This is a genomic window from Ancylobacter moscoviensis (assembly GCF_007559435.1).
In the GTDB taxonomy this organism is placed as follows: domain Bacteria; phylum Pseudomonadota; class Alphaproteobacteria; order Rhizobiales; family Xanthobacteraceae; genus Ancylobacter; species Ancylobacter moscoviensis.
The window spans coordinates 755,263-779,044 of record NZ_VMBP01000001.1; the positions used below are offsets into that span (position 1 = coordinate 755,263).

General features: G+C 69.5%; 24 protein-coding genes. 14 read left to right on the plus strand and 10 right to left on the minus strand.

Annotated elements, in window-relative coordinates; genetic code table 11:
* Positions 1–2 precede the first annotated feature (2 nt).
* The 5 genes from FO470_RS03500 to FO470_RS03520 all read left to right on the plus strand — a co-directional run bounded on the left by FO470_RS03500 (position 3) and on the right by FO470_RS03520 (position 3,298).
* Positions 3–845, plus strand: a complete 843-nt coding sequence (locus tag FO470_RS03500; protein WP_144341519.1) for a hypothetical protein — start codon at positions 3–5, stop codon at positions 843–845.
* 48 nt (positions 846–893) lie between these two features.
* Positions 894–1,529: a chromate transporter gene (locus FO470_RS03505; RefSeq protein WP_144341520.1), complete on the plus strand. Its 636-nt coding sequence runs from the start codon at positions 894–896 to the stop codon at positions 1,527–1,529.
* On the plus strand, positions 1,526–2,050 hold the full coding sequence (locus tag FO470_RS03510; protein WP_144341521.1) for a chromate transporter: 525 nt from the start codon (positions 1,526–1,528) through the stop codon (positions 2,048–2,050). The genes FO470_RS03505 and FO470_RS03510 overlap by 4 nt, the downstream gene beginning before the upstream one ends.
* Before the next feature lie 78 nt (positions 2,051–2,128).
* Positions 2,129–2,470, plus strand: coding sequence for a hypothetical protein (locus FO470_RS03515; protein ID WP_144341522.1), 342 nt, complete (start codon positions 2,129–2,131; stop codon positions 2,468–2,470).
* A 135-nt stretch (positions 2,471–2,605) separates the two neighbouring features.
* The gene (locus FO470_RS03520) at positions 2,606–3,298 is read left to right on the plus strand and encodes a YoaK family protein (RefSeq protein ID WP_144341523.1); all 693 of its coding nucleotides are present in this window, start codon (positions 2,606–2,608) and stop codon (positions 3,296–3,298) included.
* 37 nt (positions 3,299–3,335) lie between these two features.
* On the opposite strand, the gene FO470_RS03525 is transcribed toward FO470_RS03520, so the two are convergent.
* Together FO470_RS03525 and FO470_RS03530 are read right to left on the minus strand one after the other, a co-directional pair.
* Positions 3,336–3,674 carry a hypothetical protein gene (locus tag FO470_RS03525; RefSeq protein WP_144341524.1) on the minus strand — a complete coding sequence of 113 codons (339 nt, stop codon included), beginning with the start codon at positions 3,672–3,674 and terminating at the stop codon, positions 3,336–3,338.
* Positions 3,675–3,818: 144 nt separating this feature from the next.
* Positions 3,819–4,415: a DUF6101 family protein gene (locus FO470_RS03530; protein WP_186291817.1), complete on the minus strand. Its 597-nt coding sequence runs from the start codon at positions 4,413–4,415 to the stop codon at positions 3,819–3,821.
* A 217-nt stretch (positions 4,416–4,632) separates the two neighbouring features.
* On the opposite strand from FO470_RS03530, the gene FO470_RS03535 reads away from it, so the two are divergent.
* From FO470_RS03535 to lpxK, 5 genes are read left to right on the plus strand one after another with little or no spacing between them, the layout of a single operon-like run.
* On the plus strand, positions 4,633–5,454 hold the full coding sequence (locus FO470_RS03535) for a 3'(2'),5'-bisphosphate nucleotidase CysQ (protein ID WP_144341525.1): 822 nt from the start codon (positions 4,633–4,635) through the stop codon (positions 5,452–5,454).
* A 30-nt stretch (positions 5,455–5,484) separates the two neighbouring features.
* Positions 5,485–5,733 carry a DUF4170 domain-containing protein gene (locus FO470_RS03540; RefSeq protein ID WP_144341526.1) on the plus strand — a complete coding sequence of 83 codons (249 nt, stop codon included), beginning with the start codon at positions 5,485–5,487 and terminating at the stop codon, positions 5,731–5,733.
* A 16-nt stretch (positions 5,734–5,749) separates the two neighbouring features.
* On the plus strand, positions 5,750–6,505 hold the full coding sequence (locus tag FO470_RS03545; protein ID WP_418655031.1) for a lysophospholipid acyltransferase family protein: 756 nt from the start codon (positions 5,750–5,752) through the stop codon (positions 6,503–6,505).
* An 8-nt stretch (positions 6,506–6,513) separates the two neighbouring features.
* On the plus strand, positions 6,514–7,809 hold the full coding sequence (locus FO470_RS03550) for a 3-deoxy-D-manno-octulosonic acid transferase (RefSeq protein WP_144341527.1): 1,296 nt from the start codon (positions 6,514–6,516) through the stop codon (positions 7,807–7,809).
* A 5-nt stretch (positions 7,810–7,814) separates the two neighbouring features.
* Positions 7,815–8,819: a tetraacyldisaccharide 4'-kinase gene (gene lpxK / locus FO470_RS03555; protein ID WP_186291818.1), complete on the plus strand. Its 1,005-nt coding sequence runs from the start codon at positions 7,815–7,817 to the stop codon at positions 8,817–8,819.
* Positions 8,820–8,822: 3 nt separating this feature from the next.
* On the opposite strand, the gene FO470_RS03560 is transcribed toward lpxK, so the two are convergent.
* Together FO470_RS03560 and xseA are read right to left on the minus strand one after the other, a co-directional pair.
* A complete protein-coding gene (locus FO470_RS03560; RefSeq protein ID WP_144341528.1) occupies positions 8,823–9,047 on the minus strand; it encodes a DUF2093 domain-containing protein in 225 nt (74 codons plus the stop codon).
* Between the two features lie 96 nt (positions 9,048–9,143).
* A complete protein-coding gene (gene xseA, locus FO470_RS03565; RefSeq protein ID WP_144341529.1) occupies positions 9,144–10,718 on the minus strand; it encodes an exodeoxyribonuclease VII large subunit in 1,575 nt (524 codons plus the stop codon).
* A 129-nt stretch (positions 10,719–10,847) separates the two neighbouring features.
* Here xseA and FO470_RS03570 point away from each other — a divergent pair, with 129 nt between their 5' ends.
* The 3 genes from FO470_RS03570 (at position 10,848) to FO470_RS03580 (ending at position 14,202) form a co-directional block, all read left to right on the plus strand.
* Positions 10,848–11,789: a glycine--tRNA ligase subunit alpha gene (locus FO470_RS03570; protein ID WP_144341530.1), complete on the plus strand. Its 942-nt coding sequence runs from the start codon at positions 10,848–10,850 to the stop codon at positions 11,787–11,789.
* 95 nt (positions 11,790–11,884) lie between these two features.
* Positions 11,885–13,933: a glycine--tRNA ligase subunit beta gene (gene glyS / locus FO470_RS03575; protein ID WP_144341531.1), complete on the plus strand. Its 2,049-nt coding sequence runs from the start codon at positions 11,885–11,887 to the stop codon at positions 13,931–13,933.
* 113 nt (positions 13,934–14,046) lie between these two features.
* Positions 14,047–14,202, plus strand: coding sequence for a DUF3096 domain-containing protein (locus FO470_RS03580; protein ID WP_144341532.1), 156 nt, complete (start codon positions 14,047–14,049; stop codon positions 14,200–14,202).
* A gap of 69 nt (positions 14,203–14,271) precedes the next feature.
* Here the strand turns inward: FO470_RS03580 and FO470_RS03585 are convergent, their stop codons facing one another.
* Positions 14,272–14,670, minus strand: a complete 399-nt coding sequence (locus FO470_RS03585; protein WP_144341533.1) for a DoxX family protein — start codon at positions 14,668–14,670, stop codon at positions 14,272–14,274.
* Between the two features lie 295 nt (positions 14,671–14,965).
* Here FO470_RS03585 and ppdK point away from each other — a divergent pair, with 295 nt between their 5' ends.
* On the plus strand, positions 14,966–17,644 hold the full coding sequence (gene ppdK / locus FO470_RS03590) for a pyruvate, phosphate dikinase (RefSeq protein ID WP_144341534.1): 2,679 nt from the start codon (positions 14,966–14,968) through the stop codon (positions 17,642–17,644).
* 573 nt (positions 17,645–18,217) lie between these two features.
* Here ppdK and FO470_RS03595 read toward each other — a convergent pair.
* The 5 genes from FO470_RS03595 to FO470_RS03615 all read right to left on the minus strand — a co-directional run bounded on the left by FO470_RS03595 (position 18,218) and on the right by FO470_RS03615 (position 23,709).
* Entirely contained in the window at positions 18,218–18,499 is a 282-nt protein-coding gene (locus FO470_RS03595) for a type II toxin-antitoxin system RelE family toxin (RefSeq protein ID WP_144341535.1), read from the minus strand.
* The gene (locus FO470_RS03600) at positions 18,496–18,753 is read right to left on the minus strand and encodes a type II toxin-antitoxin system Phd/YefM family antitoxin (protein ID WP_246659460.1); all 258 of its coding nucleotides are present in this window, start codon (positions 18,751–18,753) and stop codon (positions 18,496–18,498) included. The genes FO470_RS03595 and FO470_RS03600 overlap by 4 nt, the downstream gene beginning before the upstream one ends.
* Before the next feature lie 69 nt (positions 18,754–18,822).
* Positions 18,823–21,582, minus strand: coding sequence for a DNA mismatch repair protein MutS (gene mutS, locus FO470_RS03605; RefSeq protein ID WP_144342041.1), 2,760 nt, complete (start codon positions 21,580–21,582; stop codon positions 18,823–18,825).
* 117 nt (positions 21,583–21,699) lie between these two features.
* Complete coding sequence (locus FO470_RS03610) at positions 21,700–22,179, minus strand: MmcB family DNA repair protein (protein WP_144341536.1); 480 nt, start codon at positions 22,177–22,179, stop codon at positions 21,700–21,702.
* Between the two features lie 66 nt (positions 22,180–22,245).
* Positions 22,246–23,709 carry an MATE family efflux transporter gene (locus tag FO470_RS03615; RefSeq protein ID WP_144341537.1) on the minus strand — a complete coding sequence of 488 codons (1,464 nt, stop codon included), beginning with the start codon at positions 23,707–23,709 and terminating at the stop codon, positions 22,246–22,248.
* Positions 23,710–23,782 lie beyond the last annotated feature (73 nt).

Here is a 23,782-nt window from a genome sequence, read left to right on the forward strand (position 1 = left end):
CGATGGACGATATTCACTACCGCGAATACAAGATCCTGCTGCGTCCGGAACGGTTCTTCGATCCGCACCAGTTCGAGGTCTACTGGCACAAGCTGTGCCTGATCGCGCCCGAGTTCAAGGTCGCCGCCACCACCAACAAGGACGGCTTCAAGCGGCAGGTCCGCGAGGTGCTGTTCTACGACACGCCGGATTACGCGCTCTACCGCAACGCCTTCATCCTGCGGAAGCGCACCTTCTACACCGATGGCTGGCCGGACCACGAGCACGAGCTGACGCTGAAGTTCCGCCACCCGGAGCTCAACGCCGCCGCCGAGGTCGACGTCACCCCGCGCCTGAGCGGGCGGGCCGACATCAAGTTCAAGGAAGAACTGCTGCCGCTGAAGGACAGCCTCGGCGGCATGCGCTCGCTCTACTCGCATAATTGCGTGCTGATGACGCCCGGCCTCGTGCTCGACGAGGGGCTGGGGCGCATCACCCAGGTGTTCCCCGAACTCGCCGACCACTGCCCGGCCGACAAGGCGTCGACGATCTCGCTGGTCAACAACCTGCCCGTCGAAGAGGTGCAGGTGAATGTCGGCTCGTTCGATTTCGGCCACGGCCTCATCGCCAAGGCGACCATCTCGGTCTGGCGCGACCGCACGACCGAGACCTCGATCATCGGCGAATTCGCCTTCCAGGCGAAGTTCGATCGCTACGACGATCTCCACATCAAGGCCCGCGCCCGTTCGGAAGAGTTCTTCAAGGCGGCGCAGACCCGCGCGCCGGAATGGGTGAAGCTCGGCGCCACCAAGACGGCGCTGGTCTATAATTTCGGCAAGCAGCTCGTGGCCAGCCACGAAGGCTGAGCCGCCTCTCGCGGATTCCTCTGGCGTCATTCTCGGACCGGCCTTCCCATGAGCACCCCAGCGCCGCCCGGTCCGGGTCCCGCCGCTTCCGGCACCTCGACGGCCTCCTATGCGGTCCCCCGCGATGTGCTGCTGTGGGAAATCTTCCTCACTTTCCTGTTCATCGGCGCGGTGAGCTTCGGCGGCGGCGTGGTGGCCTATCTGCGCGCCGAGCTGGTGCTGAAGAAGCGCTGGCTCGACGAGGAGCATTTCCTCTCGGCCCTCGGCATCGCGCAGGCGCTGCCCGGGCTCAACGCCACCAATATGAGCATCATCGTCGGCGACCGGCTGCGCGGGGTGGCCGGCGCGATCATCGCCTTCCTCGGCATGACCCTGCCGGGCGGCACCATGGTGCTGGTGCTCGGCGTGCTCTACGCCTCCAACGCGCACAACCCCTATGTCAACGCGACGCTGATCGGCGTCGGCGCGGCGGCGGTGGGCATGCTCTCGGCGGTGACGCTGCAGATCGGCCGCAAGCAGCTCGGCAGCCTGATCGACATCACGATCATCGCGGTGACGGTGCTGATGGTGAGCGTCCTGCACATCTCGCTGCTCTGGGTGCTGCTCACCGTGGGACCGGCCGCCGTGCTGATCTATCGGCCCCGCAGGCAGGACGGCGCCACCGGCCCGGAGCCGTCGGCATGAACGAGAACCTGTCCGTCCTCGGGGTCTTCGCGCTGCTCTCGGTGCTGGCGGTCGGCGGCGGCGCGGCCGTGCTGCCGGAGACCAAGGCACTGGTGGTGGAGAGCCACCACTGGCTGACCGACGACCAGTTCCGCGACATTTACGGCCTCGGGCAGGTGGTGCCGGGTCCGAACATGCTGATGGTGATCGTCATCGGCTATCACGTGACCGGCTATATCGGGGCGCTGCTCGCCTTTCTCGGCTTCTTCGTGCCGGCGGGCCTCATCTCGTGGGGCGCCTCGCGTGTGTGGGACCATTTCGAGGGCTCGCCCTGGCGGCGTTCGCTGCAGCGGGGCATGGCGCCCATGGTGGTGGGCCTGATGGCGGCGGGCACCATCTCCATCGCCCGCACGGCGATCGACGGCGCGCTGACCATCGCCATCGCCATCGCGGTGTTCGCCGGCGTCTATTTCGTGAAGCGGGTCAATCCGGCGCTGCTGGTGCTCGGCGGCGGGCTCGTGGGGCTCGCTTTCCTGAGCTGAGCGGCCGGTATTGCGCTGGCGCAGGAAGGGACCCGTGCTATCCTTCCCACGTTCGGTCACAACATCAGGGAGTGCGCCATGCGCAGCCTATCCGTGACGTTCGTTTCCTCCCGCCTTCGCAACATGATGCTCGGCGCCGTCCTGGCGCTGGGAACGATGCTCGCTACCGGTTCCGGCGGCACGGCGCAGGCCGGCGTCGCCATGCCGGCGCTGGGTTCGCCGGCGCTTTCCCTCCAGCAGGACGTGCCCCCGCTCGCGGAGAACGTGCGCTGGGTCTGCGGACCATGGCGCTGCGTCTGGCGCCCGAACTGGCGCTACTGGTACGTGCCGCCCTACGCCCGCGCCTGGGGGCCGCCCGTGCGACCCACATGCTACTGGAGCCGGCCCTGGGGCGGCGGCTGGGTCCATGTCTGCCCGTGAATCGGCTATTCCCGGGGCTGCGTGGCTTCGCGCCGCATGACCGGCGCCGCATGAGCGGTGTGCCGGTCTCATGGTGGAGAGGGCGCCCGACGGCGCCCTTTTCATGTCCGATCCGTTCCTAACCCACGGTCTCGCATGTCGTCTGCCGCTGCTTCCTCGTCCCGGTTCCGGCCGGTCCTCTTCGCCACCTTCGCGACGATGGTCGCCGGATTCGTCGACGCGGTCGGCTATGCCCATCTCGGCGGGCTGTTCCTGTCCTTCATGAGCGGCAACAGCACGCGCCTCGGCATCCAGATCGCCGGCGGCGAATGGCACCTCGTGCTGCTGACGACCGGCGTGATCGCGGGTTTCGTCCTCGGCGCCGTCGTCGGCACGCTGGTGGCCGATGCCGCCGGCGAATGGAAGCTCGTCGCCGTGCTCGGCACGGAGGTCGCGCTGTTCGCCTTCGCGGTGGGCCTGACCGGAGCCGATGCGGGGCGGCTGTCGCTGCTGCCGGTGGCGGTGGCGATGGGCATGCAGAACAGCGTGCACCAGATCATCGCCGGCGCCGATATCGGCAAGAGCTTCGTCACCGGCGCGCTGTTCTCCTGCGGGCAGGCGCTGGCACGCAGCCTCGGCGGCCGGGCGCGCCCTTCCGAAGTCCTCGCCTATGCCGGCTCCTGGGCGTCCTTCGTCGCGGGGGCGTGCATCGGTGCGCTGTTGCTGACGGCGGCGGGCCTGATTCCGGCGATGGCCGGCGCGTGCCTGCTGCTGGCCGGGCTGACGGCGACCGCCTTCCTCTTCCACGGCCATCTCGGCCCGGCGATCGCCCGGCAGGGCGGGGACTGATTCCCGCCACGCCGGATCTCGTTTGAGTTTCAGGCGCTTACTTGAGATTCAGGAGGGCGCGGGCCTTGGCGACCTGCGCCTTGCAGGCGGCCTCGTCGCCATTGGCGTCGGCCTGACGGGCGAGGTCGAGCGTCTGCTGAACCACTTCCGGTCGGGTTCCGTCGCCGAGCGCGGCTTCGCTCTGCGCGATCGATTCCGGGGTCGGTTCGTGGCTGAGCAGGGCGCCGGCACTCTCCGGCGCGCTCGGCCCGGCGGCGGCGAGGGCGTCGAGGAGCTTGTCGAGCGCGGCCTGCGTCTGTGTCACCGTCTCGGCGCAGGGGCCGGCGAGGGCGGCCGGCATGGCGCCGAAAAGCAGCGCGGCGGCGAGGGGCAGCATAAACGGCTTCATCGAACGGACTCTCGAAATGTGGATGGCGGATTGGCGCCATCTCCCGCGTAGGACCAATCTAGCACCTGCCGCGCCGCATGGGAGTAAGGGCTTGGCCGAATGGCACGGGCAATCCGGTGGGATCTCCCGGGATCAGTCCCGGGCGATCAGCTCGCGCTCGCCCCGATGCACGGTGAGGCCCCCGAGCGAGCTTCCTGCGGCACGGCGGCGATAGACGCTCGGCCGGCGGTGCTTCAGCGGCCCCCGGCGCGGGCGGCGCGCCTTGATCTCGGCCACGGTGAGGCGTCCGATCCGGGCATAGGCCGGCCGGCGCGTGCCGTCGGCCTCGGTGACCAGCATCGGCAGGCCGAGCGTCTCGCTCCAGCCGCGCCATTCCGCCACCACGTCGTCGATATGCGGCGCGCTGTAGAGCGTGACCGACAGGGCGGGGTCGGCATGCACCAGCACGATGGCGACGCCCTCGTCGTCGCCTTCCGGATCGAGCAGGGCCACCGCCAGCCCCTCGTAATCGGCGAGCGGCCGGTCGAGCTTCATCGGCACGCCGGCGACCCGTCGGCGCAGCACCACCCGGTCGAGGCCGAGCTCGATCAGGCGCACGCCCCTGTCGGCGCCCGGATCGAGCGACTGGAACACGAGCGGCCACGCCTCCGGCGCCGCGGGGCGCTCCAGCGCGACATAGGGACAGGTCGCCACCGGAGGCCAGGCCTCCGCCATCTGTGCTTTCGCCATCTGTTGACGCATCTCGCAACTCCCCGCCGATTTTCTGGCTCTGCGGCCTCGGTCGTGAAGGCACCTTAGTCGCCGGGTCTCCCGTATCGGCTTAAGGGACATGGTTGATCGTTTCTTGGCGGCCGGGAATGGCTCCTATGCTTGATGAAAGCTTGTTGGAAACGGTTGGAATGCCGATATCCCGTTTGCAATCATTCCCCCTCGCGCCTAATCCCCGATGATGGACGACACGCCGACCGCACACGCGCTCACCCCCGGCCCCGATCCTCTTGCCGACCCCGCCATCGCGGCGCGGCATCTGGCGGATGCGGTCGTGGCCGCCGGGGCGGTGGCGGTGGCGATGTTCCGCACCGGCGTGAAGTCCTGGTCCAAGCACAATGATTCCCCGGTCACCGAGGCCGATCTCGCGGTCGACGTGATGCTGCGCGAGCGGCTGAGCCTCATCGGCCCGGAATATGGCTGGCTTTCCGAGGAGACGGTGGACGAGCCCACCCGCCTGTCGCGCCGGCGGGTGTGGATCGTCGATCCCATCGACGGTACCCGCGCCTACATGGCCGGGCGCCCCGACTGGTGCGTCGAGGCCGCTCTGGTGGAGGACGGCCGGCCCATCGCCGGCGCGCTGTTCGCCCCGGTGACGGAGGAACTGTTCGTCGCCGTGCGCGGCGGCGGCGCGACGCGCAACGGCCGCCCGATCCGCGTGTCCGAGATGCCGGAAATGGCCGGCGCGGTCGTCGACGGCCCCGCGCCCTGGCTCAACCATATCGACAGCCGCGGGACGCTGCGCCGGGTCGATCGCATCCGCTCGCTGGCGCTGCGCCTCGCCCGCGTGGCGACCGGAGAGCTGGATGCGGCACTGGCGTCGCCCAACGGAAACGACTGGGACCTTGCCGCAGCGGACCTTTTAGTGCACGAAGCAGGCGGACGGCTGACCACGCTCGACGGCCGCCCGCTCACCTACAACGCGCCGGTGCCGCGGCATGGAGCGCTGGTTTCCGCCGGCAGCCTGCTGTACCCGACCCTCATGGTCGCGGCGCGCTGACGGAGCACCCGAGCGCAGGACGCAAGCGGCATGACCGAGACCCATTCCAGCCCCCAGCTTCTGCACCTCGTCTTCGGCGGCGAGCTGGAGGATATCAATGGCCTGACCTTCAAGGATCTGGGCGCGCTCGACATCGTCGGCATCTACCCGAACTATGCCAGCGCCCACGCCGCCTGGAAGGCGAAGGCGCAGCAGACCGTGGACAACGCGCATATGCGCTATTTCGTCGTGCACCTGCATCGCCTGCTGGACCCGGAAGCCAGCACCAAAACCAGCTGACCTCCGGCCTTTTCGCATGTGGCGTAGACTGCGCACCTCACCGACGGTTCGCACCGTGCTCGGACGCGGCATGGCGTCCTATCTGCGTTTCGTCTGGCGCACGCAGCGCGTGGTGATGGAACCGGCCAATCTCTACGAGCTGGCCGACGCGCAGCTGCCGATGATCCTGACCTTCTGGCACGGGCAGCACTTCCTCACGCCGTTCCTGGTCAAGCCGTACCACCGCGCGCGGGTGATGATCTCGCGCAGCGCCGATGCCGACGTGAACGCCATCGCCGCCGAGGCGCTCGGCATCGGCACGGTGCGCGGCTCCGGCGCGCAGGGCCGTGACTTCCGCACCAAGGGCGGTTTCAACGCCACGCTCGAGATGATCCGCCATCTCGGCGAGGGCACGAATGTCGCGATGACGGCCGACGTGCCGAAGATCTCGCGGGTCGCCGGCCTCGGCGTCGTCACCATCGCCAAGCATTCCGGCCGCCCGATCTATCCGGTGGCGATCGCCACCTCCCGCCGCGTGCTCGCCCGCAGCTGGGACCGCGCGGCGATCCACCTGCCCTTCGGCCGCGCCGCGGTTGTGGCCGGCGACGGCGTGCGGGTCGCGGCCGATGCCGGGCCGGAAGAGCTGGAAGCGGCGCGCCACGAGGTGCAGCGCCAGCTCGAGGTGGCGACCGCGCGGGCCGAAGAGCTGGTCGGCCGTCCGCCATCCGCCCGCGCCGCGGCCGCTTCCGCAGCGGCAGGAGCGATGCCGTCGGCCGAACGGCGCAACGGCTAAGGCGGGCGATGGCCAAGGCGCGCACCACCTTCCTCATCCGCCTCTATCGCGCGGCGACCTGGCTGGCGACGCCCTTCATCGGGCTGCTGCTGGCGCGCCGGGTGAAGCGCGGCAAGGAAGATCCCGCCCGGTTGCGTGAGCGCTATGGCCGGGCGAGCGCGGCCCGCCCGCGCGGCCCGCTGGTCTGGCTGCACGGCGCCAGCGTCGGCGAGATGATCGCGGTTCTGCCGCTGGTCGACCGGTTGCGCGCGCGGGGATTTCAGGTGCTGTTCACCTCCGGCACGCTGACCTCGGCGCGGCTCGCCCGCACGCGCCTGCCGCCGGACGTGCCGCACCAGTTCGTGCCGCTCGATTCGCCGCTGTTCCTGCGCCGCTTCCTCAGGCACTGGCGGCCGGACCTCGTGCTGCTGGTGGAATCCGAGCTCTGGCCGAACCTCATCGTCGAGGTGAATGCGCGCGGCACGCCGCTGGTGCTGGTCAATGCGCGCATGTCGCCCAAATCCTTCGCGAGCTGGCAGCGCATCGGCGGCAGCGTCGCCGCGCTGCTGTCGCGGGTGGACCTGTGCCTCGCCCAGGGGCCGGACGATGGCGAGCGGCTGAAGCAGCTCGGCGCGCCGCGCGTCGCCGTCACCGGCAACCTGAAGTTCGACGCACCGCCGCCGCCGGTGGACCTCGCCGCCTTCGACGCGCTGCGCACCGCTTCCGCCGGGCGCGAAGTGTTCGTCGCCGCCTCGACCCATCCGGGCGAGGAGGAGATCATCATCGAGGCGCACCAGCGGCTCGCCAAGGAACTGCCGGACCTCCTCACCATCATCGCGCCGCGCCATCCCGAACGCGGCCGCGCGGTGGTGGAGCTGGCGACGGAGGCGAGCTGCCCGGCGGTGCTGCGCAGCGACGGCTACCTCCCGGACAGGGGCACCAGCCTCTACATCGCCGACACGATCGGCGAGCTCGGCCTGTTCTACCGGCTCGGCCCGGTCGCGCTGCTCGGCGGCTCGCTGGTGCGCAAGGGCGGGCAGAATCCGATCGAGCCGATCAAGCTCGACACCGCCATCCTGCATGGCCCGCACGTCACCAATTTCAGCGAGATCTATTCCCGCCTCGACGCGGAGGGGGGCGCGCTGGCGGTGACGGATGCGCGCTCGCTGGCCGCCAATGCCTTCATGCTCCTTGCCGACACCGCCTCCCGCCAGCGCATGATCGCGGCCGGGCAGGCGACGATCGAGAGTTTCGGTGGCGCGCTCGACCGTACCCTTGCGGCCATCGATCCCTATCTTGTGCAGATAAGGCTCGAGAGGCACTGACCGCGATGGAAGCGCCGGATTTCTGGTGGCGACGGGAGCGCAGCACGATGGCGAAGCTGCTGTCGCCGCTGGGTGCGCTGATCGGCGCGGCCACGCTGGCGCGCATGCGCCGGCCTGGCACCGAGGTCGGGCTGCCGGTCATCTGCGTCGGCAATCCCACGGTCGGCGGCGCCGGCAAGACGCCGACGGTGATCGAGATCGCCCGCCGGCTCACCATGCGCGGGCTCAAGCCGGCCGTGCTCTCGCGCGGCTATGGCGGGCGGCTCAAGGGGCCGATCCGGGTCGATCCGCTGCTGCACAGCGCCGACGATGTGGGCGACGAGCCGCTGCTGCACGCCCGCGCCGTGCCGACCTTCGTCGCCCGCGACCGGCAGGCGGGGGCGCAGGCGGCCGCGCAGGCCGGCGCCGACGTCCTGATCATGGATGACGGCTTCCAGAGCCCCGGCCTCGCCAAGGCGCTGTCCATCCTCGTGGTCGATGCCGGGGTCGGCGTCGGCAACGGCCTGTGCCTGCCGGCCGGGCCGCTGCGCGCGCCGCTGGCGCCGCAGCTCGAACAGGCGCAGGCGCTTCTGGTCATCGGCGAGGGTGCGCCGGGCGAGCGCGTGGCGCGCGACGGCTACGCCGCCGGCACCGTGGTGCTGCGCGGCCGCCTCGCCCCGGAGGCGCAGGCGGTGGCGCGGTTGTTCGGCAAGCGGGTGCTGGCCTATGCCGGCATCGGCCGGCCGGCGAAATTCTTCGAGACGCTGCGCGCGCTCGGCGTGCTGCCGGCGATGACGCGCGCCTTCCCGGACCATCACGTCTACACGGCGGCGGAGGTGGAGGAACTGCGGGCGCTGGCGGAGGAGAACGACCTCCTGCTCGTCACCACCGAGAAGGATGCGATGCGGCTCGCCGGCAGCGAGATCGGCCAGCATCTGCTCGACGTATCGGACGTGCTGCCGGTGCGCATGGCGCTGGAGCCGCAGAGCGCCAAGGCGCTGGAGCGCATGCTCGCCGGGCTTGGCGGCTGAGGCTCAGCGCGGGCGGACGCGCTCCGGGTGGAGCCGCGCCAGCACCGCCTGCGGGGTCGCATAGGCTTCCTGGAGATCGACATTCCAGTAGCGCAACTCGTCGAGCGGAATCGGCTCGCCGGTCACCGCGCAGCGCACGAAGGTGCCCGGACGCACGACGCGGAAGTCGCCGTCGAGATAGCGGACCTCGGCTTCACCCGAGGCGGAGAAACGTTCGAAGCGGTTCATGGTCCCGCTCATCCTGCTTGATCGGTTGGTTGGACAATAAAGACCCGTACCCGCTCCCGGCAAGCCCGCACAAGGGCGATAGGAACGGCGGCGCGGTCAGTTGCCGAATAAGGTGGGTTGGGCATCCTCGTCCGGCAAGGGAGAGGAGCCCCGCGAGGAACCGCGCGCCCTTGGGGGCTTGCGGCCTGCGCGCGGCGGCGAGGAGGGGGCGTCGGGGCCGCTGCCTGTCGTCAGCACGGCGACGCGGCCGTCGCGGAATTCGATCTCCAGCGCGTCGCCGGCACCGAGGCCCGCCGCTTCGTGCACGGGTTCGCCGTCGGCGTTGCGCACCAGCGCGTAGCCGCGCGCGAGCACGCCCTTATAGGAGAGGGCCTGCATGAGCTGCTCGACGGAGCGCAGCCGGCGCCGTCGTTCGTCCTGCGCCCGGCGCAGGCACGGGGCGAGGCGGGCGTGCAAGCCGTTCACCCGCTCGCGGGCACGGTCGATCCGTTCGCGATGGGCGCTGGCATTGGCCCGCAGCGCGCTGGAGAGCCGCCCGGCGAACAGCTCGTAGCGCTCGCGCCGACGCTCCACCAGCACGGTGAGGCGCTGCGGCGCGAGGCGACCCTCGGCGCGGGTGAGCGCCAGCCGGTGCGCCGCCGCATTGGCCTTCAGCGCGCGCGGCAGGCGCTGGCCGGCGATGTCGACCTGCTGGCGGGGCACCGCGAGCAGCGTGTCGGCGCTCGGCAGCAGGCGCGCCAGCGACCTGAGGTCGACGGTGCGTCGGTCGAGACCGCGCGCGAAGCTGGCCCGCAGCCGGGCGTGCAGCCCCGCCACCTCGGCGATCAGATCGGCGCGGACCGGCACCGCCATCTCGGCGGCGGCGGTGGGGGTGGGCGCGCGCACATCGGCGGCGAAGTCGATCAGCGTCACGTCGGTCTCGTGGCCGACGGCGGAGATGAGCGGGATCCCGCTTTCCGCCGCGGCCCGCACGACGCTTTCCTCGGAGAAGCCGAGCAGGTCTTCCAGCGAGCCGCCGCCGCGCGCGACGATCAGCACGTCCGGGCGCGGGATCGGCCCGCCGGGCGGGAGGTCGTTGAAGCCGCGTATGGCCGCGGTGACCTCCGCCCCGCAGGTGTCGCCCTGCACGCGCACCGGCCAGACCAGCACGTGGCGCGGGAAACGGTCGGACAGGCGGTGGAGGATGTCGCGGATCACCGCGCCGGTGGGCGAGGTGACGACGCCGATGACGCGCGGCAGGAAGGGCGGGCGGCGCTTGCGCTCGCCCGCGAACAGGCCCTCGGCGGCGAGCCGGCGCTTCCTCTCCTCCAGCATCGCCATGATCGCGCCGGCGCCGGCGAACTCGAGCTGCTCGATGACGATCTGGTAGGAGGACTTGCCGGGAAAGGTGGTGATGCGCCCGATGGCGACCACTTCCAGCCCTTCCTCGGGCCGCACCTTCAGCCGCGAGAACACGCCCTTCCACACCACGGCGTCGAGGCGGGCATTCTGGTCCTTCAGGCTGAAATAGGCATGGCCCGACGAGTGCGGGCCGCGATAGCCGGAAATCTCGCCGCGTACCCTGACATGGCCGAAGGCATCCTCCACCGTGCGCTTCAGCGCGCCGGAGAGTTCCGAGACGGTCCAGTCGGGGGCGTTGGAAGTCGGCGATTCGCCGCTCAGGTCGCTCATGCGCGATACTTAGTCGGTTTTGGCGAGGGCGGGAACCGAGGGACGGGCCCCTGACACGCCACCTTGATCGAATGCCTTGCGCAGCCTAGGTTGCGCCGCCTTTCCCAAGCCAACCGCCGGCCATTTCCGATGATCGATCCCGCCCTGCCGCCCCATATGCGCCCCGACAAGTCGTTCCAGGGGCTCATCCTCGCGCTCCATGCCTTCTGGGCGGACAAGGGCTGCGTCGTGCTCCAGCCCTACGACATGGAGGTCGGCGCCGGCACCTTCCATCCGGCGACCACGCTGCGGGCTCTCGGGCCGCTGTCGTGGAAGGCGGCCTATGTGCAGCCCTCGCGCCGCCCGAAGGACGGGCGCTACGGCGAGAACCCGAACCGGCTGCAGCACTACTACCAGTATCAGGTGATCCTGAAGCCCTCGCCGGCCAACCTGCAGGATCTCTATCTCGCCTCGCTGGAGGCCATCGGCATCGATCTGCGCCTCCACGACGTGCGCTTCGTCGAGGACGACTGGGAGAGCCCGACGCTCGGCGCCTGGGGGCTGGGCTGGGAGTGCTGGTGCGACGGCATGGAAGTCTCGCAGTTCACCTATTTCCAGCAGGTGGCCGGCTTCGAATGCGCGCCGGTCTCCGGCGAGCTGACCTATGGCCTCGAGCGCCTCGCCATGTATGTGCAGGGGGTCGAGAACGTCTACGACCTCAACTTCAACGGCCGCGACGGGGCCGAGAAGGTCACCTATGGCGACGTGTTTCTGCAGGCCGAGCAGGAATATTCCCGGCACAATTTCGAGCACGCGGACACGCAGATGCTGTTCGATCAGTTCCGCATGGCCGAGAGCGCCGCGGCGAAGTACCTCGAAGCCGGCTGGAGCGACGACCGCAAGCGCCACCTGATGGCGCAGCCCGCCTATGACCAGTGCATCAAGGCGAGCCACGTCTTCAACCTGCTCGACGCGCGCGGCGTGATCTCCGTCACCGAGCGCCAGAGCTACATCCTGCGTGTGCGCGAGCTTGCCAAGGCCTGCGGCGCGGCGTGGCTCGCCACGGCCGCCGGAGGCACCCCGGCGACCTGAGCGCCGGCCGCCTGAGCGCGGCGCCCTCCCTTCGCGTGGTGCCGCATGCTAGAGCGGCCCCGCACCCGATGATCCCCGAACCAATCGACGTGGCCATGCCCGATCTTCTGCTCGAACTGTTCTGCGAAGAAATTCCCGCCCGCATGCAGGCCGGGGCCGCGGAGAATCTGAGGAAGCTCGTCACCGACGCGCTGGTCGATCGGGGGCTCGTCTATGAGGGCGCCAAGGCCTTCGTCACCCCGCGCCGGCTGGCGCTGGCGGTACATGGCCTGCCGGCCCACCAGCCGGACACCCACGAGGAGCGCAAGGGGCCGCGCGTCGGCGCGCCGGAGGCGGCGATCCAGGGCTTCCTCAAGGCGGCGGGCCTCGATACCATCGAGCAGGCGACCATCGAGAGCGACCCGAAGAAGGGCGAATTCTACGTCGCGCGCATCCACAAGCACGGCCGCACCACGCCGGAGGTGATCGCCGAGATCGTCCCGGAGATCATCCGCGCTTTCCCCTGGCCGAAGTCGATGCGCTGGGGCTCCGGCACGCTGCGCTGGGTCCGCCCGCTGCAATCCATCCTCTGCACCTTCGGGCCGGAGACCGAGGAGCCGGAGGTGGTCCGCTTCGAGGTCGACGGGCTGAAATCCGGCGACACCACGCGCGGTCACCGCTTCCTCTCGTCGGGCGAGATCCGGGTGCGCCGGCTGGACGACTGGATGACCAAGCTGGAAGCGGCCTTCGTCGTCGCCGACCGCGACCGCCGCAAGGACATCATCCTCGCCGACGCCAAGGACCTCGCCCTCGCGCAGGGGCTGGAGCTGGTCGAGGACGAGGGGCTGCTCGACGAGATCGCCGGTCTCGTGGAATGGCCGGTGGTGCTGATGGGCTCGTTCGACGCGGGCTTTCTCGATGTGCCGGACGAGGTGATCCGCGCCACCATCCGCATCAACCAGAAATGCTTCGTGCTGAAGGACCCGAAGACCGGGCGCCTCGCCAACCGCTTCATCCTCGTCTCGAACCTCAAGGCGAGCGACGGCGGCAAGGCCATCGTCGCCGGCAATGAGCGCGTCATCCGCGCGCGCCTGTCGGACGCCAAGTTCTTCTGGGACACCGACCGCAGGACCAACGCCACCGTGCCGCTGGCCGAGCGCCTCGCGAAGTTCGGCAACGTCACCTTCCACGAGAAGCTCGGCTCGCAGTTCGAGCGCATCGAACGCATCGCCGCGCTGGCCAAGGCGCTGGCGCCGCTCGTGGGTGCCTCTCCCGGGCTGGCCGAGCAGGCGGCGCTCTACGCCAAGAGCGACCTGCGCACGGAAGTCGTCGGCGAGTTCCCCGAGGTGCAGGGCCTGATGGGCAAGTACTACGCCCGCCTCGAGGGGCTGCCGGAGGAGATCGCCCTCGCGGCCGAGGAACACTACAAGCCGCAGGGTCCGGGTGACCGCGTGCCCGCCGCGCCGGTCTCCGTCGCCGTGGCGCTGGCCGACAAGCTCGACACGCTCACCGGCTTCTGGTCCATCGACGAGAAGCCGACCGGCTCGAAGGACCCCTACGCGCTGCGCCGGGCGGCGCTGGGCGTGGTGCGCATCGTGCTCGACAACGGTCTCCGGCTGAAGCTGTCGGAATTCGTCGAGCCCGACCTCCTCGCCTTCTTCGCCGACCGCCTCAAGGTGCATCTGCGCGAGCAGGGCGCCCGCCACGACCTCGTGGACGCGGTGTTCGCGCTTCCCGACCAGGACGACCTCCTGCTGGTCGTGAAGCGGGTCGAGGCGCTCGGGCGCTTCCTCAGCTCGGATGACGGCCGCAACCTGCTCGCCGGCGCCAAGCGCGCGGCGAACATCCTGCGCATCGAGGAGAAGAAGGACGGCGTCTCCTATGATGGCGGCGTTGATCTGGTGCTGCTGCACGAGCCGGAGGAACGCGCTCTCGCCGAGGCGATCGCCGCGCTCGGCCCGAAGATCGAGACGGCGCTGGCGGCGGAGGATTTCGAGGGCGCGATGGCGCTGATGGCGGGCCTGCGCGCGCCGGTCGACGCCTTCTTCGAGAAGGTGACGGTGAACGCCGAGGACAAGGCGCTGCGCGCCAACCGGCTGCGCCTGCTCGCCGATATCCGCACGGCGACCCGCACCATCGCGGACTTCGACCGCATCGAGGGCTGAGCCCTTTCCGTCCCGGCTGTGGCGGCGGTACCATGAAGCTGTGCGGCGGATCGGCGCGGGAACCATTCCCCGGCCGGTCTGCTTAGGGCACTGCCGCTTCGTGGAGTGACAAGATGGACATGAACATCATCGCGATCCAGCCGGTCGTCGCGCTGATCGCCGGCATCCTCATCCTGGTGATGCCGCGCCTGCTCAACTACATCGTCGCGATCTACCTGATCTTCATCGGCGTCATGGGCCTGCTCGGCCGCGGCGGCATGCCGATGTAGCGGGCCCCGGTCGCCACAGGCAGGCGGATGCCCGGGACGCGCCCGGGCATCGTCTCGGCAGCAGGAGGACTATGCGTCGGTGGAGCCGCGCAGCGCATCGACGCTCCACGGGCCGGGGCCGGAAAAGGTGAGGTAGAAGAAGACGAAGCAGTACAGCGCCGCCAGCTCGCCGCCATTGAGGATCGGGAAGAAGCTCTGCGGTGCGTGGACCAGGAAATAGGCCACTGCCGTCATGCCGGACAGGATGAAGGCGGTCGCGCGGGAGAACAGCCCGATCAGCAGCAGCAGGCCGCCGACCAGCTCGATGATGCCGGCGATCCCCGGCGGGGTGGTCAGGTCCACGCCGGTCATCTGCGTGGCCGGGAAGCCGAGGATCTTCGTCGTGCCGTGCTGGAGCACCAGCAGGGCGGCGGCGATGCGCAGAAGGCTCAAGGCGTGGGGCGCCAGTCGGTTCAGTGTGCCAATCATGGAAAGTCCCTGGGCTGTAAGTGGGTTGCCGGCGGCAGGAGCCTGCCTGAACCGCCCGGCGGCGGCAATCGGCCGCCTTCCCCTACTATCGGTGCAGGGCACAAAGTTTATGATGCACTGCGAATGATGGATTGAAGGAAAGACCTCAAGACGCTAGATCATCTTCCGGGAAAAGGCGCGGAGTAAATGTCGTAATCCGGCCCAACCCTTTGTCGGTGCGTAATATTCAGCCATGGCTGAATTTCCATCACGGCGATGAGGCCGTCCCGGCTTCATCCCCAACGGGGCTTCCGAAATGACGAAATGGGTCTACACCTTCGGCGACGGCACTGCGGAAGGTGCGGCGGACATGCGCAACCTTCTCGGCGGCAAGGGCGCGAACCTCGCTGAAATGTCCAATCTCGGGCTCCCGGTCCCGCCGGGCTTTACCATCTCCACCGAGGTTTGCACCTATTACTATTCCCATGGCAATGCCTACCCGGATGAGTTGAAGGCGCAGGTCGACGCTGCGCTTCGCCATGTCGGCGCGCTCGCCGGCCGTACCTTCGGCGACCCCGCCAACCCGCTGCTCGTCTCGGTGCGTTCCGGCGCCCGGGCCTCGATGCCGGGCATGATGGACACCGTGCTCAATCTCGGCCTGAACGACGTCACCGTCGAGGCGCTCGCCGCGTCCTCCGGCGACGCCCGCTTCGCCTATGACAGCTATCGCCGCTTCATCCAGATGTACTCGAACGTGGTGCTGGACTTCCCGCATCATCACTTCGAGGAGGTGCTGGACGGCTACAAGGCCGACCACGGCCTCAACCTCGACACCGATCTCTCCGCCGACGACTGGAAGGAGATCGTCAAACGCTACAAGGCGCTGGTCGAGCACGAGCTCGGCCGCCCCTTCCCGCAGGACCCGCACGACCAGCTCTGGGGCGCCATCGGCGCGGTGTTCGGCTCGTGGATGAACCAGCGCGCCATCGTCTATCGCCGGCTGCACACGATCCCCGAGAGCTGGGGCACGGCGGTGAACGTGCAGGCCATGGTGTTCGGCAATATGGGCGAGACCTCCGCCACCGGCGTCGCCTTCACCCGCAACCCGTCCACCGGCGAGAACGCGCTCTATGGCGAGTTCCTGATCAACGCCCAGGGCGAGGACGTGGTGGCGGGTATCCGCACGCCGCAGAACATCACCGAGGCCGCGCGCATCGAGGCCGGCTCCGACAAGCCGTCCATGGAAAAGGCGCTGCCGGAGGTGTTCACGGAGTTCCAGCGCACCGCGAACGTGCTGGAAGCGCATTACCGCGACATGCAGGACCTCGAATTCACCGTCGAGCGCGGCAAGCTGTGGATGCTGCAGACCCGCTCGGGCAAGCGCACCGCCAAGGCCTCGCTGCGCATCGCGGTGGAGCTCGCCAATGACGGCGTGATCACCCGCGAGGAGGCGATCGCCCGCGTCGACCCGGCGGCGCTCGACCAGCTCCTGCACCCGATGCTCGACCCCAAGGCCGAGAAGAAGGTGATCGGCACCGGGCTTCCGGCCTCGCCCGGCGCGGCGTCCGGCGAGATCGTGTTCTCGGCCGACGACGCCGAGCTGCTGAAGTCGCAGGGCCGCAAGGTCATCCTCGTGCGCATTGAGACCTCGCCGGAGGACATCCACGGCATGCATGCCGCGCAGGGCATCCTCACCACGCGCGGCGGCATGACCTCGCACGCGGCGGTGGTCGCGCGCGGCATGGGCAAGCCCTGCGTCTGCGGCGCCGGCACGATCCGCGTCGATTATGCGGCGGGCACGCTGACCTCGGGCGGGGTGACGCTGAAGAAGGGCGACATCCTCACCATCGACGGCGCCACCGGGCAGGTGATCGCCGGCGCGGTGCCGACCCTCCAGCCGGAACTGTCGGGCGAGTTCGCCACGCTGATGGGCTGGGCGGACGGCGTGCGCCGCCTCAAGGTGCGCGCCAATGCGGAGACTCCGCTCGATGCCCGCACCGCCAAGAACTTCGGCGCCGAGGGCATCGGTCTGTCGCGCACCGAGCACATGTTCTTCGACGGCGACCGCATCCGTTCCGTGCGCGAAATGATCCTCGCGGACGACGAGAAGGGCCGCCGCGCGGCGCTGGCCAAGCTGCTCGCCGCCCAGCGCGCGGACTTCCAGGAGCTGTTCGAGATCATGGACGGCCTGCCCGTCACGATCCGCCTGCTTGATCCGCCGCTGCACGAATTCCTGCCGCACACCGACGCGGAGATCGCGGAAGTGGCCGAGGGCCTTGGCGTCAGCGCCGCCAAGCTCGCGGCGCGCAAGCGCGAGTTCGACGAGTTCAACCCGATGCTCGGCTTCCGCGGCTGCCGTCTCGCCATCGCCTTCCCGGAGATCGCCGAGATGCAGGCGCGCGCCATCTTCGAGGCGGCCGTCGCCGCCGAGAAGACCACCGGCAAGCCGGTGGTGCCGGAGGTGATGGTGCCGCTGATCACCGGCAAGAAGGAGTTCGACCTCATCAAGGCCGACATCGACGCGGTGGCGAAGAAGGTCGAGGCCGAGACCGGCGCCAAGCTGAACTATCAGGTCGGCACCATGATCGAGCTGCCGCGCGCGGCGCTGAAGGCCGGCGAGATCGCCGAGACGGCGGAGTTCTTCTCCTACGGCACCAACGATCTCACCCAGACGACCTACGGCATCTCGCGCGACGACGCCGGCACCTTCCTCGGCACCTACATCGCCAAGGGCATCTTCGAGGTGGATCCGTTCGTCTCGATCGACACCGATGGCGTCGGCGAGCTGGTGAAGATCGCCACTGAGCGTGGCCGGGCGGTGCGCCCGAAGCTCAAGCTCGGCATCTGCGGCGAGCATGGCGGCGACCCGGCTTCCGTCGCCTTCTGCGAGGAAGTGGGCCTCGACTACGTGTCCTGCTCGCCCTTCCGCGTGCCGATCGCCCGCCTCGCGGCGGCGCAGGCCGCGCTCAGGACGCAGGTGGCAAGCCAAGCGTGAATAAATGGGGCGGCCATAGGCCGCCCCATTCGCTTTAGAGGTCAGGCGTACTGGATCAAAATCCAGTAAACTGCCTTCCCCTTATAGGGAGGGAAGATATTGCCCTTGGCGATGGGAGCCGTCGTCGTCTCCCAAAGGTCATCAACCTTCCAGACACCGCTGGCAGGGCACTTCTCTCCGGTCTTGTGCTTAAGCATAGGTCACCTGTGAATCACTGTTGACTTCACGGTCGGACCTTGACGTTCGAATCGTGCCGGACCCATAGTCCGATTGTCCATTGGCGAACGCCGCCCACGATCCGACCAGGATGATGTGGGCTCGGACGCGGGGCCGTTCGGAGGTACCAGCTCCGGACGGCCCTTTTTCGTCCTAGGGCGAGCTAATTCGAGTCGTTCATCCACGTCAAGGCGTAGTCAAACGAAGCATCCCCCCATACTACTACTTGTAGGCTGTGGATATCGTGGATAACGGGGATTAGCTGATCTTCTCGCTATACTGTTGCCTGTCCCTCGTTGCGACCTCCAGCGCCTTGCGTGGGGTCGTCTCGTTGGAAGGACGGGCCGACTACGACACTTACCGCTTCCTTGTGCTCTCATAGACCTCGGCGCGCTCGCGCCTGCCGACAGCGACGACGACCACGGTGATGCGTTCATCCTCGACGCGGTAGATGAGGCGATAGCCCGCCGAGCGTAGCTTGATTTTGTAATGGTCCTTGAGCCCGCGCAGGGCGTCCGCCTCGACACGCGGATGCGTCAGCCGCTCGGCCAGCTTCTTCTTGAACTGCTCGCGCAGCGTGGCGCCGAGCTTGTCCCATTCCTTGCGGGCGGAGGGCAGGAACTCCAGCCCGTAGGTCATAGCTCTTCAAGGCGGACCGGCACGCCCTTCTCGCCGGCGCGGGTCTTGGCGATCTCGACGAGCGCCTGGTCGTCGAGCGCGTCGATGATCGCCTCATAGGTCTCGGCCGGCACCATATAGGCCATGACCCGGTTGTGATTGAGGATCGCGACCGCGCTTCCGCGCGCACCGTCGACGATGGCGGTCGGGTTTTTCTTCAGGTCGGAGACGCTGACGGCCATCTCGGCCTCGATGCGCTGCATGGCTCGGCTCATGGCATGTCCAATATTCAGTACTATTTTCCGTACTGAATATAGCTCATTCCGGTGCGGGTGCCAGCGTCTCTACCCGCCCCGCGCCGCCGCCTTCAGCCGGTACAGCGCGTCGAGCGCCTCGCGCGGGGTCATCTCGTCGGGATCGAGGCCGTTCAGCGCGCTTTTCACCGCCTCCGCCGCCGGGTCGGCCTTGGCGGCGGGTTCCGGTGGTGGGGCGCGGTTGAGGGCGGCGAAGAGCGGCAAATCGTCGAGGATGCGCTGGGCGGGCGCCGCGCGGTCGGCGCTTTCCAGCTCGGTCAGCACGGCGCGGGCGCGCTCCACCACTGCCGGCGGCAGGCCGGCGAGCTTGGCGACCTGGATGCCGTAGGAACGGTCCGCCGCCCCCGGCACCACCTCGTGCAGGAAGATCACCTCGCCTTCCCACTCCTTCACCTTCACCGTCGCGTTGACGAGGCGGCCGAGGCGCTGGGAGAGGGCGGTCAGCTCGTGGAAATGGGTGGCGAACAGGCCGCGGCAGCGGTTCACCTCGTGCAGGTGCTCGAGGCTCGCCCAGGCGATGGAGAGGCCGTCGAAGGTCGCGGTGCCGCGTCCGATCTCGTCGAGGATGACGAGCGAGCGCTCCGTCGCCTGGTTGAGGATGGCGGCGGTCTCGACCATCTCGACCATGAAGGTCGAGCGGCCGCGCGCGAGGTCGTCCGCTGCGCCCACCCGCGAGAAGAGGCGGTCGACGACACCGATCCGGGCGGCCCGCGCCGGCACGAAGGCGCCGGCCTGGGCGAGGATGGCGATCAGCGCGTTCTGGCGCAGGAAGGTCGACTTGCCCGCCATGTTGGGGCCGGTGACCAGCCAGATGCGCCCCGACTTCGCATTTTCCGGCGGGGACAATTCGCAGTCATTGGCCACGAAGGGTCCGCCGTCGCGTCGCAGCGCCTGCTCGACCACGGGGTGGCGCCCGCCCTCGATGAGGAAGTCGAGCCCGTCATGCACGTCCGGGCGCACATGCGCTTCGTCCACGGCGAGCTTGGCGAGACCGGCGGTGACGTCGATCACGGCGAGCGCCTCGGCGCAGGCGCGGATGGCTTCCGAATGAGTGAGCACGGCGGCGGCGAGCTCGTCGAAGATGCGCTGCTCCAGGGCGAGCGCGCGCTCGCCGGCGCTGGCGATCTTGGCTTCCAGCTCGGCGAGCTCCGTGGAGGTGAAGCGCATCGCGCCCGCCATGGTCTGCCGGTGCACGAAGACGACATCGAAGGGCGGCTCGCGCAGCCGGTCGGCGTTCTGCTGGCTGACTTCGACGTAATAGCCGAGCACGGCATTGTGCCGGATCTTCAGCGCGCGGACGCCGGTCTCCTCGACATAGCGTCGCTCCAGCGCCGCGACCACGCGCCGGCTCTCGTCGCGCATGGCGCGCGTCGCGTCGAGCTCGTCGGAATAGCCGGGCCGGGTGAAGCCGCCGTCGCGGCGGTTGAGCGGCAATTCGTCGTCCAGCGCGGCGGCGAGCGTGGCTGCCAAGGTCGGGTCGACACCGCCGAGCACCTCCGCCGCCTGCGCCAGTTCCTCGGGCGCGGGCGAGGCGGCGATGAGGGCGGCGATCGCGGCGCCCTCGGTCAGGCCGCGGCCGATGGCGGCGAGGTCGCGCGGGCCGGAACGGCCGAGCGCGACGCGCGAGAGGGCGCGGGCGAGGTCCGGCGCACCGGCGAGGCGCTCGCGCAGCTGCGCGCGTAGCGCCGTCTCGTCGACGAGGTGCTCCACCGCGTCGAGCCGTCCGGCGATGCGGGCGGCGTCCGTCAGCGGCTCGGCGAGGCGCCGGGCGAGCAGGCGCGCGCCGGCCGAGGTGACGGTGCGGTCGACCGAGGCGCACAGGCTCCCTGCCCGGTCGCCGGTGGTGGTGCGCAGGATTTCGAGGTTCGCCCGCGTCGCCGGGTCGATCACCATCGCATCGGCGGAGGATTCGCGCTGCGGCCGGCTCAAAGGCGGGCGGGCGCCGAGCTGGGTGCGCTCGATATAGGCGACGACGCCGGCAGCGGCGGTCAGCTCGGCGCGCGAGAAGGTGCCGAAGGAATCGAGCGTTGCTACCTGGAAGAAGCCGGCGATGCGTCGCTCGGCGGTCGAACCGTCGAAGCTCTCCTTCGGCAGCGGCGTCACGGCCGGCAGGGCGCGCCAGAGTGGCCGGAAGGCCGGCTCGTCATAGATCGCGTCGGCGACCAGCAACTCGGCCGGCTCGATGCGGGCGAGGTCGGCGGCGAGCCGCGCTGCATCCGTCTCGGCCACGCGGAAGGAACCGGTCGAGATATCGGCGAAGGCGAGGGCATAGACGTAACCGTCCTCGCCTTCCCCGCCCCGCACGCGGGCGAGGCTGGCCAGCACGTTCTCGCGCCGCGCGTCGAGCAGGGCGTCCTCGGTCAGCGTGCCGGGGGTGACGAGGCGGATGACGTCGCGCTTCACCACGCTCTTGGGGCCGCGCTTCTTGGCCTCGGCGGGATCCTCGACCTGCTCGCAGACCGCCACGCGGTGGCCCGCCGCGATGAGCTTGTTGAGATATTCCTCGGCGCGCTCCACCGGCACGCCGCACATCGGGATGTCCTCGCCCTGATGCTTGCCGCGCTTGGTGAGCACGATGCCGAGCGTACGGGACGCCGCCTCGGCGTCGTCGAAGAACAGCTCGTAGAAATCGCCCATCCGGTAGAACAGCAGGCTGCCGGGATTGGCGGTCTTGATCTCGATGTATTGCGCCATCATCGGGGTGACGCGCTCGGCGTCGCCGGCCGCCTTGGCTGCGGCGCGCGCGATGGTGGCCTCGCCGGGCTCGGTCTTGTTCACTGACGCATCCATGTGGGCGACGCTGGCAAGGCGGCGGCTGGGTTTCAAGCGTTGAGGCCGGTTATCCCCTCACTGTTTTGCCATGGCGCCGTTCTTTGCCGCCCGGACGGGCCATCCAGAGGGAAAGCGTCAAAGCTCGATACCGCGCAGCGCCTCGGGATCCATCAGCCCCATCAGCCGGCCGGCGGCGGCGCGGGCGAAGCGCAGGGTGAGTGCCTTGCGGGTGGCGCCCGGCATGGGATGATGGGGCGCCTCGCGGATCAGCCCGGCGCCGAACGGGTCGGCGACGATGATGCCGGTGTCCTCGGGCAGGATGTCGAGCGGGAAATCCGGGCCGACGGCGAAGAACAGCCGGTCGCAATGGAGCCGGTAATCGGTCCACTTGTGGTCGGTGCGGAAATCGATCACCGACGACTTGATCTCCACCACCCACACCTCGCCGCGCAGGTCGATGGCGGCGATGTCGGCGCGCCGCCCGGAGGCGAGCGAGAATTCCGGCACGCCGACCAGCCCGCGTGCTGCCAGATAGCGCATCGCCCCGCGCTGGATGGCGCGTGCGGTCTCCGACTGGCGGCCGTCGGGGGGCAGGACGAGGGCGGGTTCGCTCATGCGCGTACTCTATCCGTTCTCCTCACGGAGAGGGAAGTGGCATCGCGAAAAGCGAGGGCGACGAGGTTATCCGCGGCGGGGGTCGGCGGGAGCGGACTCGATGGCCGGCGCGTCCTCGCCCCGCGAGAACGGCGGCAGCTCGGCGCCCGCGAGCCGGGGCGCGGGGGCGGGCGGAGGCGTGCCGGCATTGAGTCGCCGCACCACGGCGAAGGCGCTGAACAGCGCGGCCACGCCGAAGGCGACGGAGCCGAGCGCCTGCCCGGCGATGACCCCTTCCGCGCCGTAGAAGCGTCCGCCGAGCCAGACGAAGGGAATGGTGCCCAGCGTCGCCCGTCCCCAGTTGAACAGGGTGGAGAGCAGCGGCGCGCCGAGATTGTTGAAGGCGGCGTTGGCGACGAACAGCGCGCCGAAGAACACATAGCTGCCCGCCGCGTAGAGGCAGAAGAATTCCACCAGCCCGACGCCCTCCGGCGACAGGCCGAAGACACTGGCGATCGGCCCGCGCGCCAGCGCTATGACCAGCCAGACCAGCAGCACATAGGCCAGCGTCAGCTTGAGGCTGTCACGGATCGCCTGCCTCACCCGGTCGTAGCGCAGCGCGCCGACATTCTGGCCGATCACCGGGCCGATGGCGCCGGTGAGCGCGAAGAGCGGCCCGAAGGCGACCGGGATCAGCCGGCCGATCACCGCCCAGGCGGCCACCGCCGCGTCGCCATGCGGGGCGAGGGCATAGGTGACGTAGGCGTTGCCGACCGGGGTGGCGATGTTGGTGAGGATCGCCGGAACGGCGATGGCCGAGAGCGGCCCGAGATCCTGCAGGAGGCTGGCAAGGCTCGGCCGCTCGGCGAGGCGGTGGACCCGCACCACGGCATGCAGGCCGTAGGCGGCCATGACCACGCGCGCCAGCACCGAGGCGATGGCCGCGCCTTCCACGCCGAGGCCGAGCACCAGGATCAGCAACGGATCGAGCGCGGCGGTGGCGAGGCCGCCCGACAGCGTCACCCACATGGAGCGGCGCGCGTCGCCGATGCCGCGTAGCGTGCCGGAGGCGGCCATGCCGATGCCGAGCAACGGGGTCGAGGGCAGCACGATGAGCAGGAAGTCGCGCGCCATCTCCAGCGTGCGTCCGCTGGCCCCGAGCAGCGCCAGCATGGGCGTGAGCACGGGCAGCATCACCGCCGCCATCACCGCCGTCGCCAGCGCCATGTAGATGAAGGAGGAGGTGGAGAGCCGCCGGCCGGCCTCCATCCGCGCGCTGCCGACCGCCCGCGAGACCAGCGCCGAGCCCGCGATCATCACCCCGATGCCGACCGAGGTGGTGAAGAACATCACCGTGCCGGCATAGCCGATGGCGGCCGCCAACTCCTCCTCGCCGAGGAGCGAGATGTAGAAGAGGTTGAGCAGGTCGACGACGAACACCGCCACCAGGCCGACCGAGCCGGCCGCCGTCATCACCGCGACGTGGCGCAGCGTGGAGCCTTCGACGAAGCGGGCCTCGATGGGGCGGGCGGAAGCGGAACGCGGGTTCATGCGGGAGCATATGGCACGTCGGCGTGCGCCCGGACAGGAGGTGCGGCGCAAGTCGGCCCTTGCACCGCTGCCC

Coding starts and splice junctions, on each gene's coding strand:
- FO470_RS03500 (WP_144341519.1), top strand. CDS start 3: ATGGACGATATTCACTACCGCGAATACAAGATCCTGCTGCGTCCGGAA.
- FO470_RS03505 (WP_144341520.1), top strand. CDS start 894: ATGAGCACCCCAGCGCCGCCCGGTCCGGGTCCCGCCGCTTCCGGCACC.
- FO470_RS03510 (WP_144341521.1), top strand. CDS start 1,526: ATGAACGAGAACCTGTCCGTCCTCGGGGTCTTCGCGCTGCTCTCGGTG.
- FO470_RS03515 (WP_144341522.1), top strand. CDS start 2,129: ATGCGCAGCCTATCCGTGACGTTCGTTTCCTCCCGCCTTCGCAACATG.
- FO470_RS03520 (WP_144341523.1), top strand. CDS start 2,606: ATGTCGTCTGCCGCTGCTTCCTCGTCCCGGTTCCGGCCGGTCCTCTTC.
- FO470_RS03525 (WP_144341524.1), bottom strand. CDS start 3,674: ATGCTGCCCCTCGCCGCCGCGCTGCTTTTCGGCGCCATGCCGGCCGCC.
- FO470_RS03530 (WP_186291817.1), bottom strand. CDS start 4,415: ATGGCGAAAGCACAGATGGCGGAGGCCTGGCCTCCGGTGGCGACCTGT.
- FO470_RS03535 (WP_144341525.1), top strand. CDS start 4,633: ATGATGGACGACACGCCGACCGCACACGCGCTCACCCCCGGCCCCGAT.
- FO470_RS03540 (WP_144341526.1), top strand. CDS start 5,485: ATGACCGAGACCCATTCCAGCCCCCAGCTTCTGCACCTCGTCTTCGGC.
- FO470_RS03545 (WP_418655031.1), top strand. CDS start 5,750: ATGTGGCGTAGACTGCGCACCTCACCGACGGTTCGCACCGTGCTCGGA.
- FO470_RS03550 (WP_144341527.1), top strand. CDS start 6,514: ATGGCCAAGGCGCGCACCACCTTCCTCATCCGCCTCTATCGCGCGGCG.
- lpxK (WP_186291818.1), top strand. CDS start 7,815: ATGGAAGCGCCGGATTTCTGGTGGCGACGGGAGCGCAGCACGATGGCG.
- FO470_RS03560 (WP_144341528.1), bottom strand. CDS start 9,047: ATGAACCGCTTCGAACGTTTCTCCGCCTCGGGTGAAGCCGAGGTCCGC.
- xseA (WP_144341529.1), bottom strand. CDS start 10,718: ATGAGCGACCTGAGCGGCGAATCGCCGACTTCCAACGCCCCCGACTGG.
- FO470_RS03570 (WP_144341530.1), top strand. CDS start 10,848: ATGATCGATCCCGCCCTGCCGCCCCATATGCGCCCCGACAAGTCGTTC.
- glyS (WP_144341531.1), top strand. CDS start 11,885: ATGCCCGATCTTCTGCTCGAACTGTTCTGCGAAGAAATTCCCGCCCGC.
- FO470_RS03580 (WP_144341532.1), top strand. CDS start 14,047: ATGGACATGAACATCATCGCGATCCAGCCGGTCGTCGCGCTGATCGCC.
- FO470_RS03585 (WP_144341533.1), bottom strand. CDS start 14,670: ATGATTGGCACACTGAACCGACTGGCGCCCCACGCCTTGAGCCTTCTG.
- ppdK (WP_144341534.1), top strand. CDS start 14,966: ATGACGAAATGGGTCTACACCTTCGGCGACGGCACTGCGGAAGGTGCG.
- FO470_RS03595 (WP_144341535.1), bottom strand. CDS start 18,499: ATGACCTACGGGCTGGAGTTCCTGCCCTCCGCCCGCAAGGAATGGGAC.
- FO470_RS03600 (WP_246659460.1), bottom strand. CDS start 18,753: ATGAGCCGAGCCATGCAGCGCATCGAGGCCGAGATGGCCGTCAGCGTC.
- mutS (WP_144342041.1), bottom strand. CDS start 21,582: ATGGATGCGTCAGTGAACAAGACCGAGCCCGGCGAGGCCACCATCGCG.
- FO470_RS03610 (WP_144341536.1), bottom strand. CDS start 22,179: ATGAGCGAACCCGCCCTCGTCCTGCCCCCCGACGGCCGCCAGTCGGAG.
- FO470_RS03615 (WP_144341537.1), bottom strand. CDS start 23,709: ATGAACCCGCGTTCCGCTTCCGCCCGCCCCATCGAGGCCCGCTTCGTC.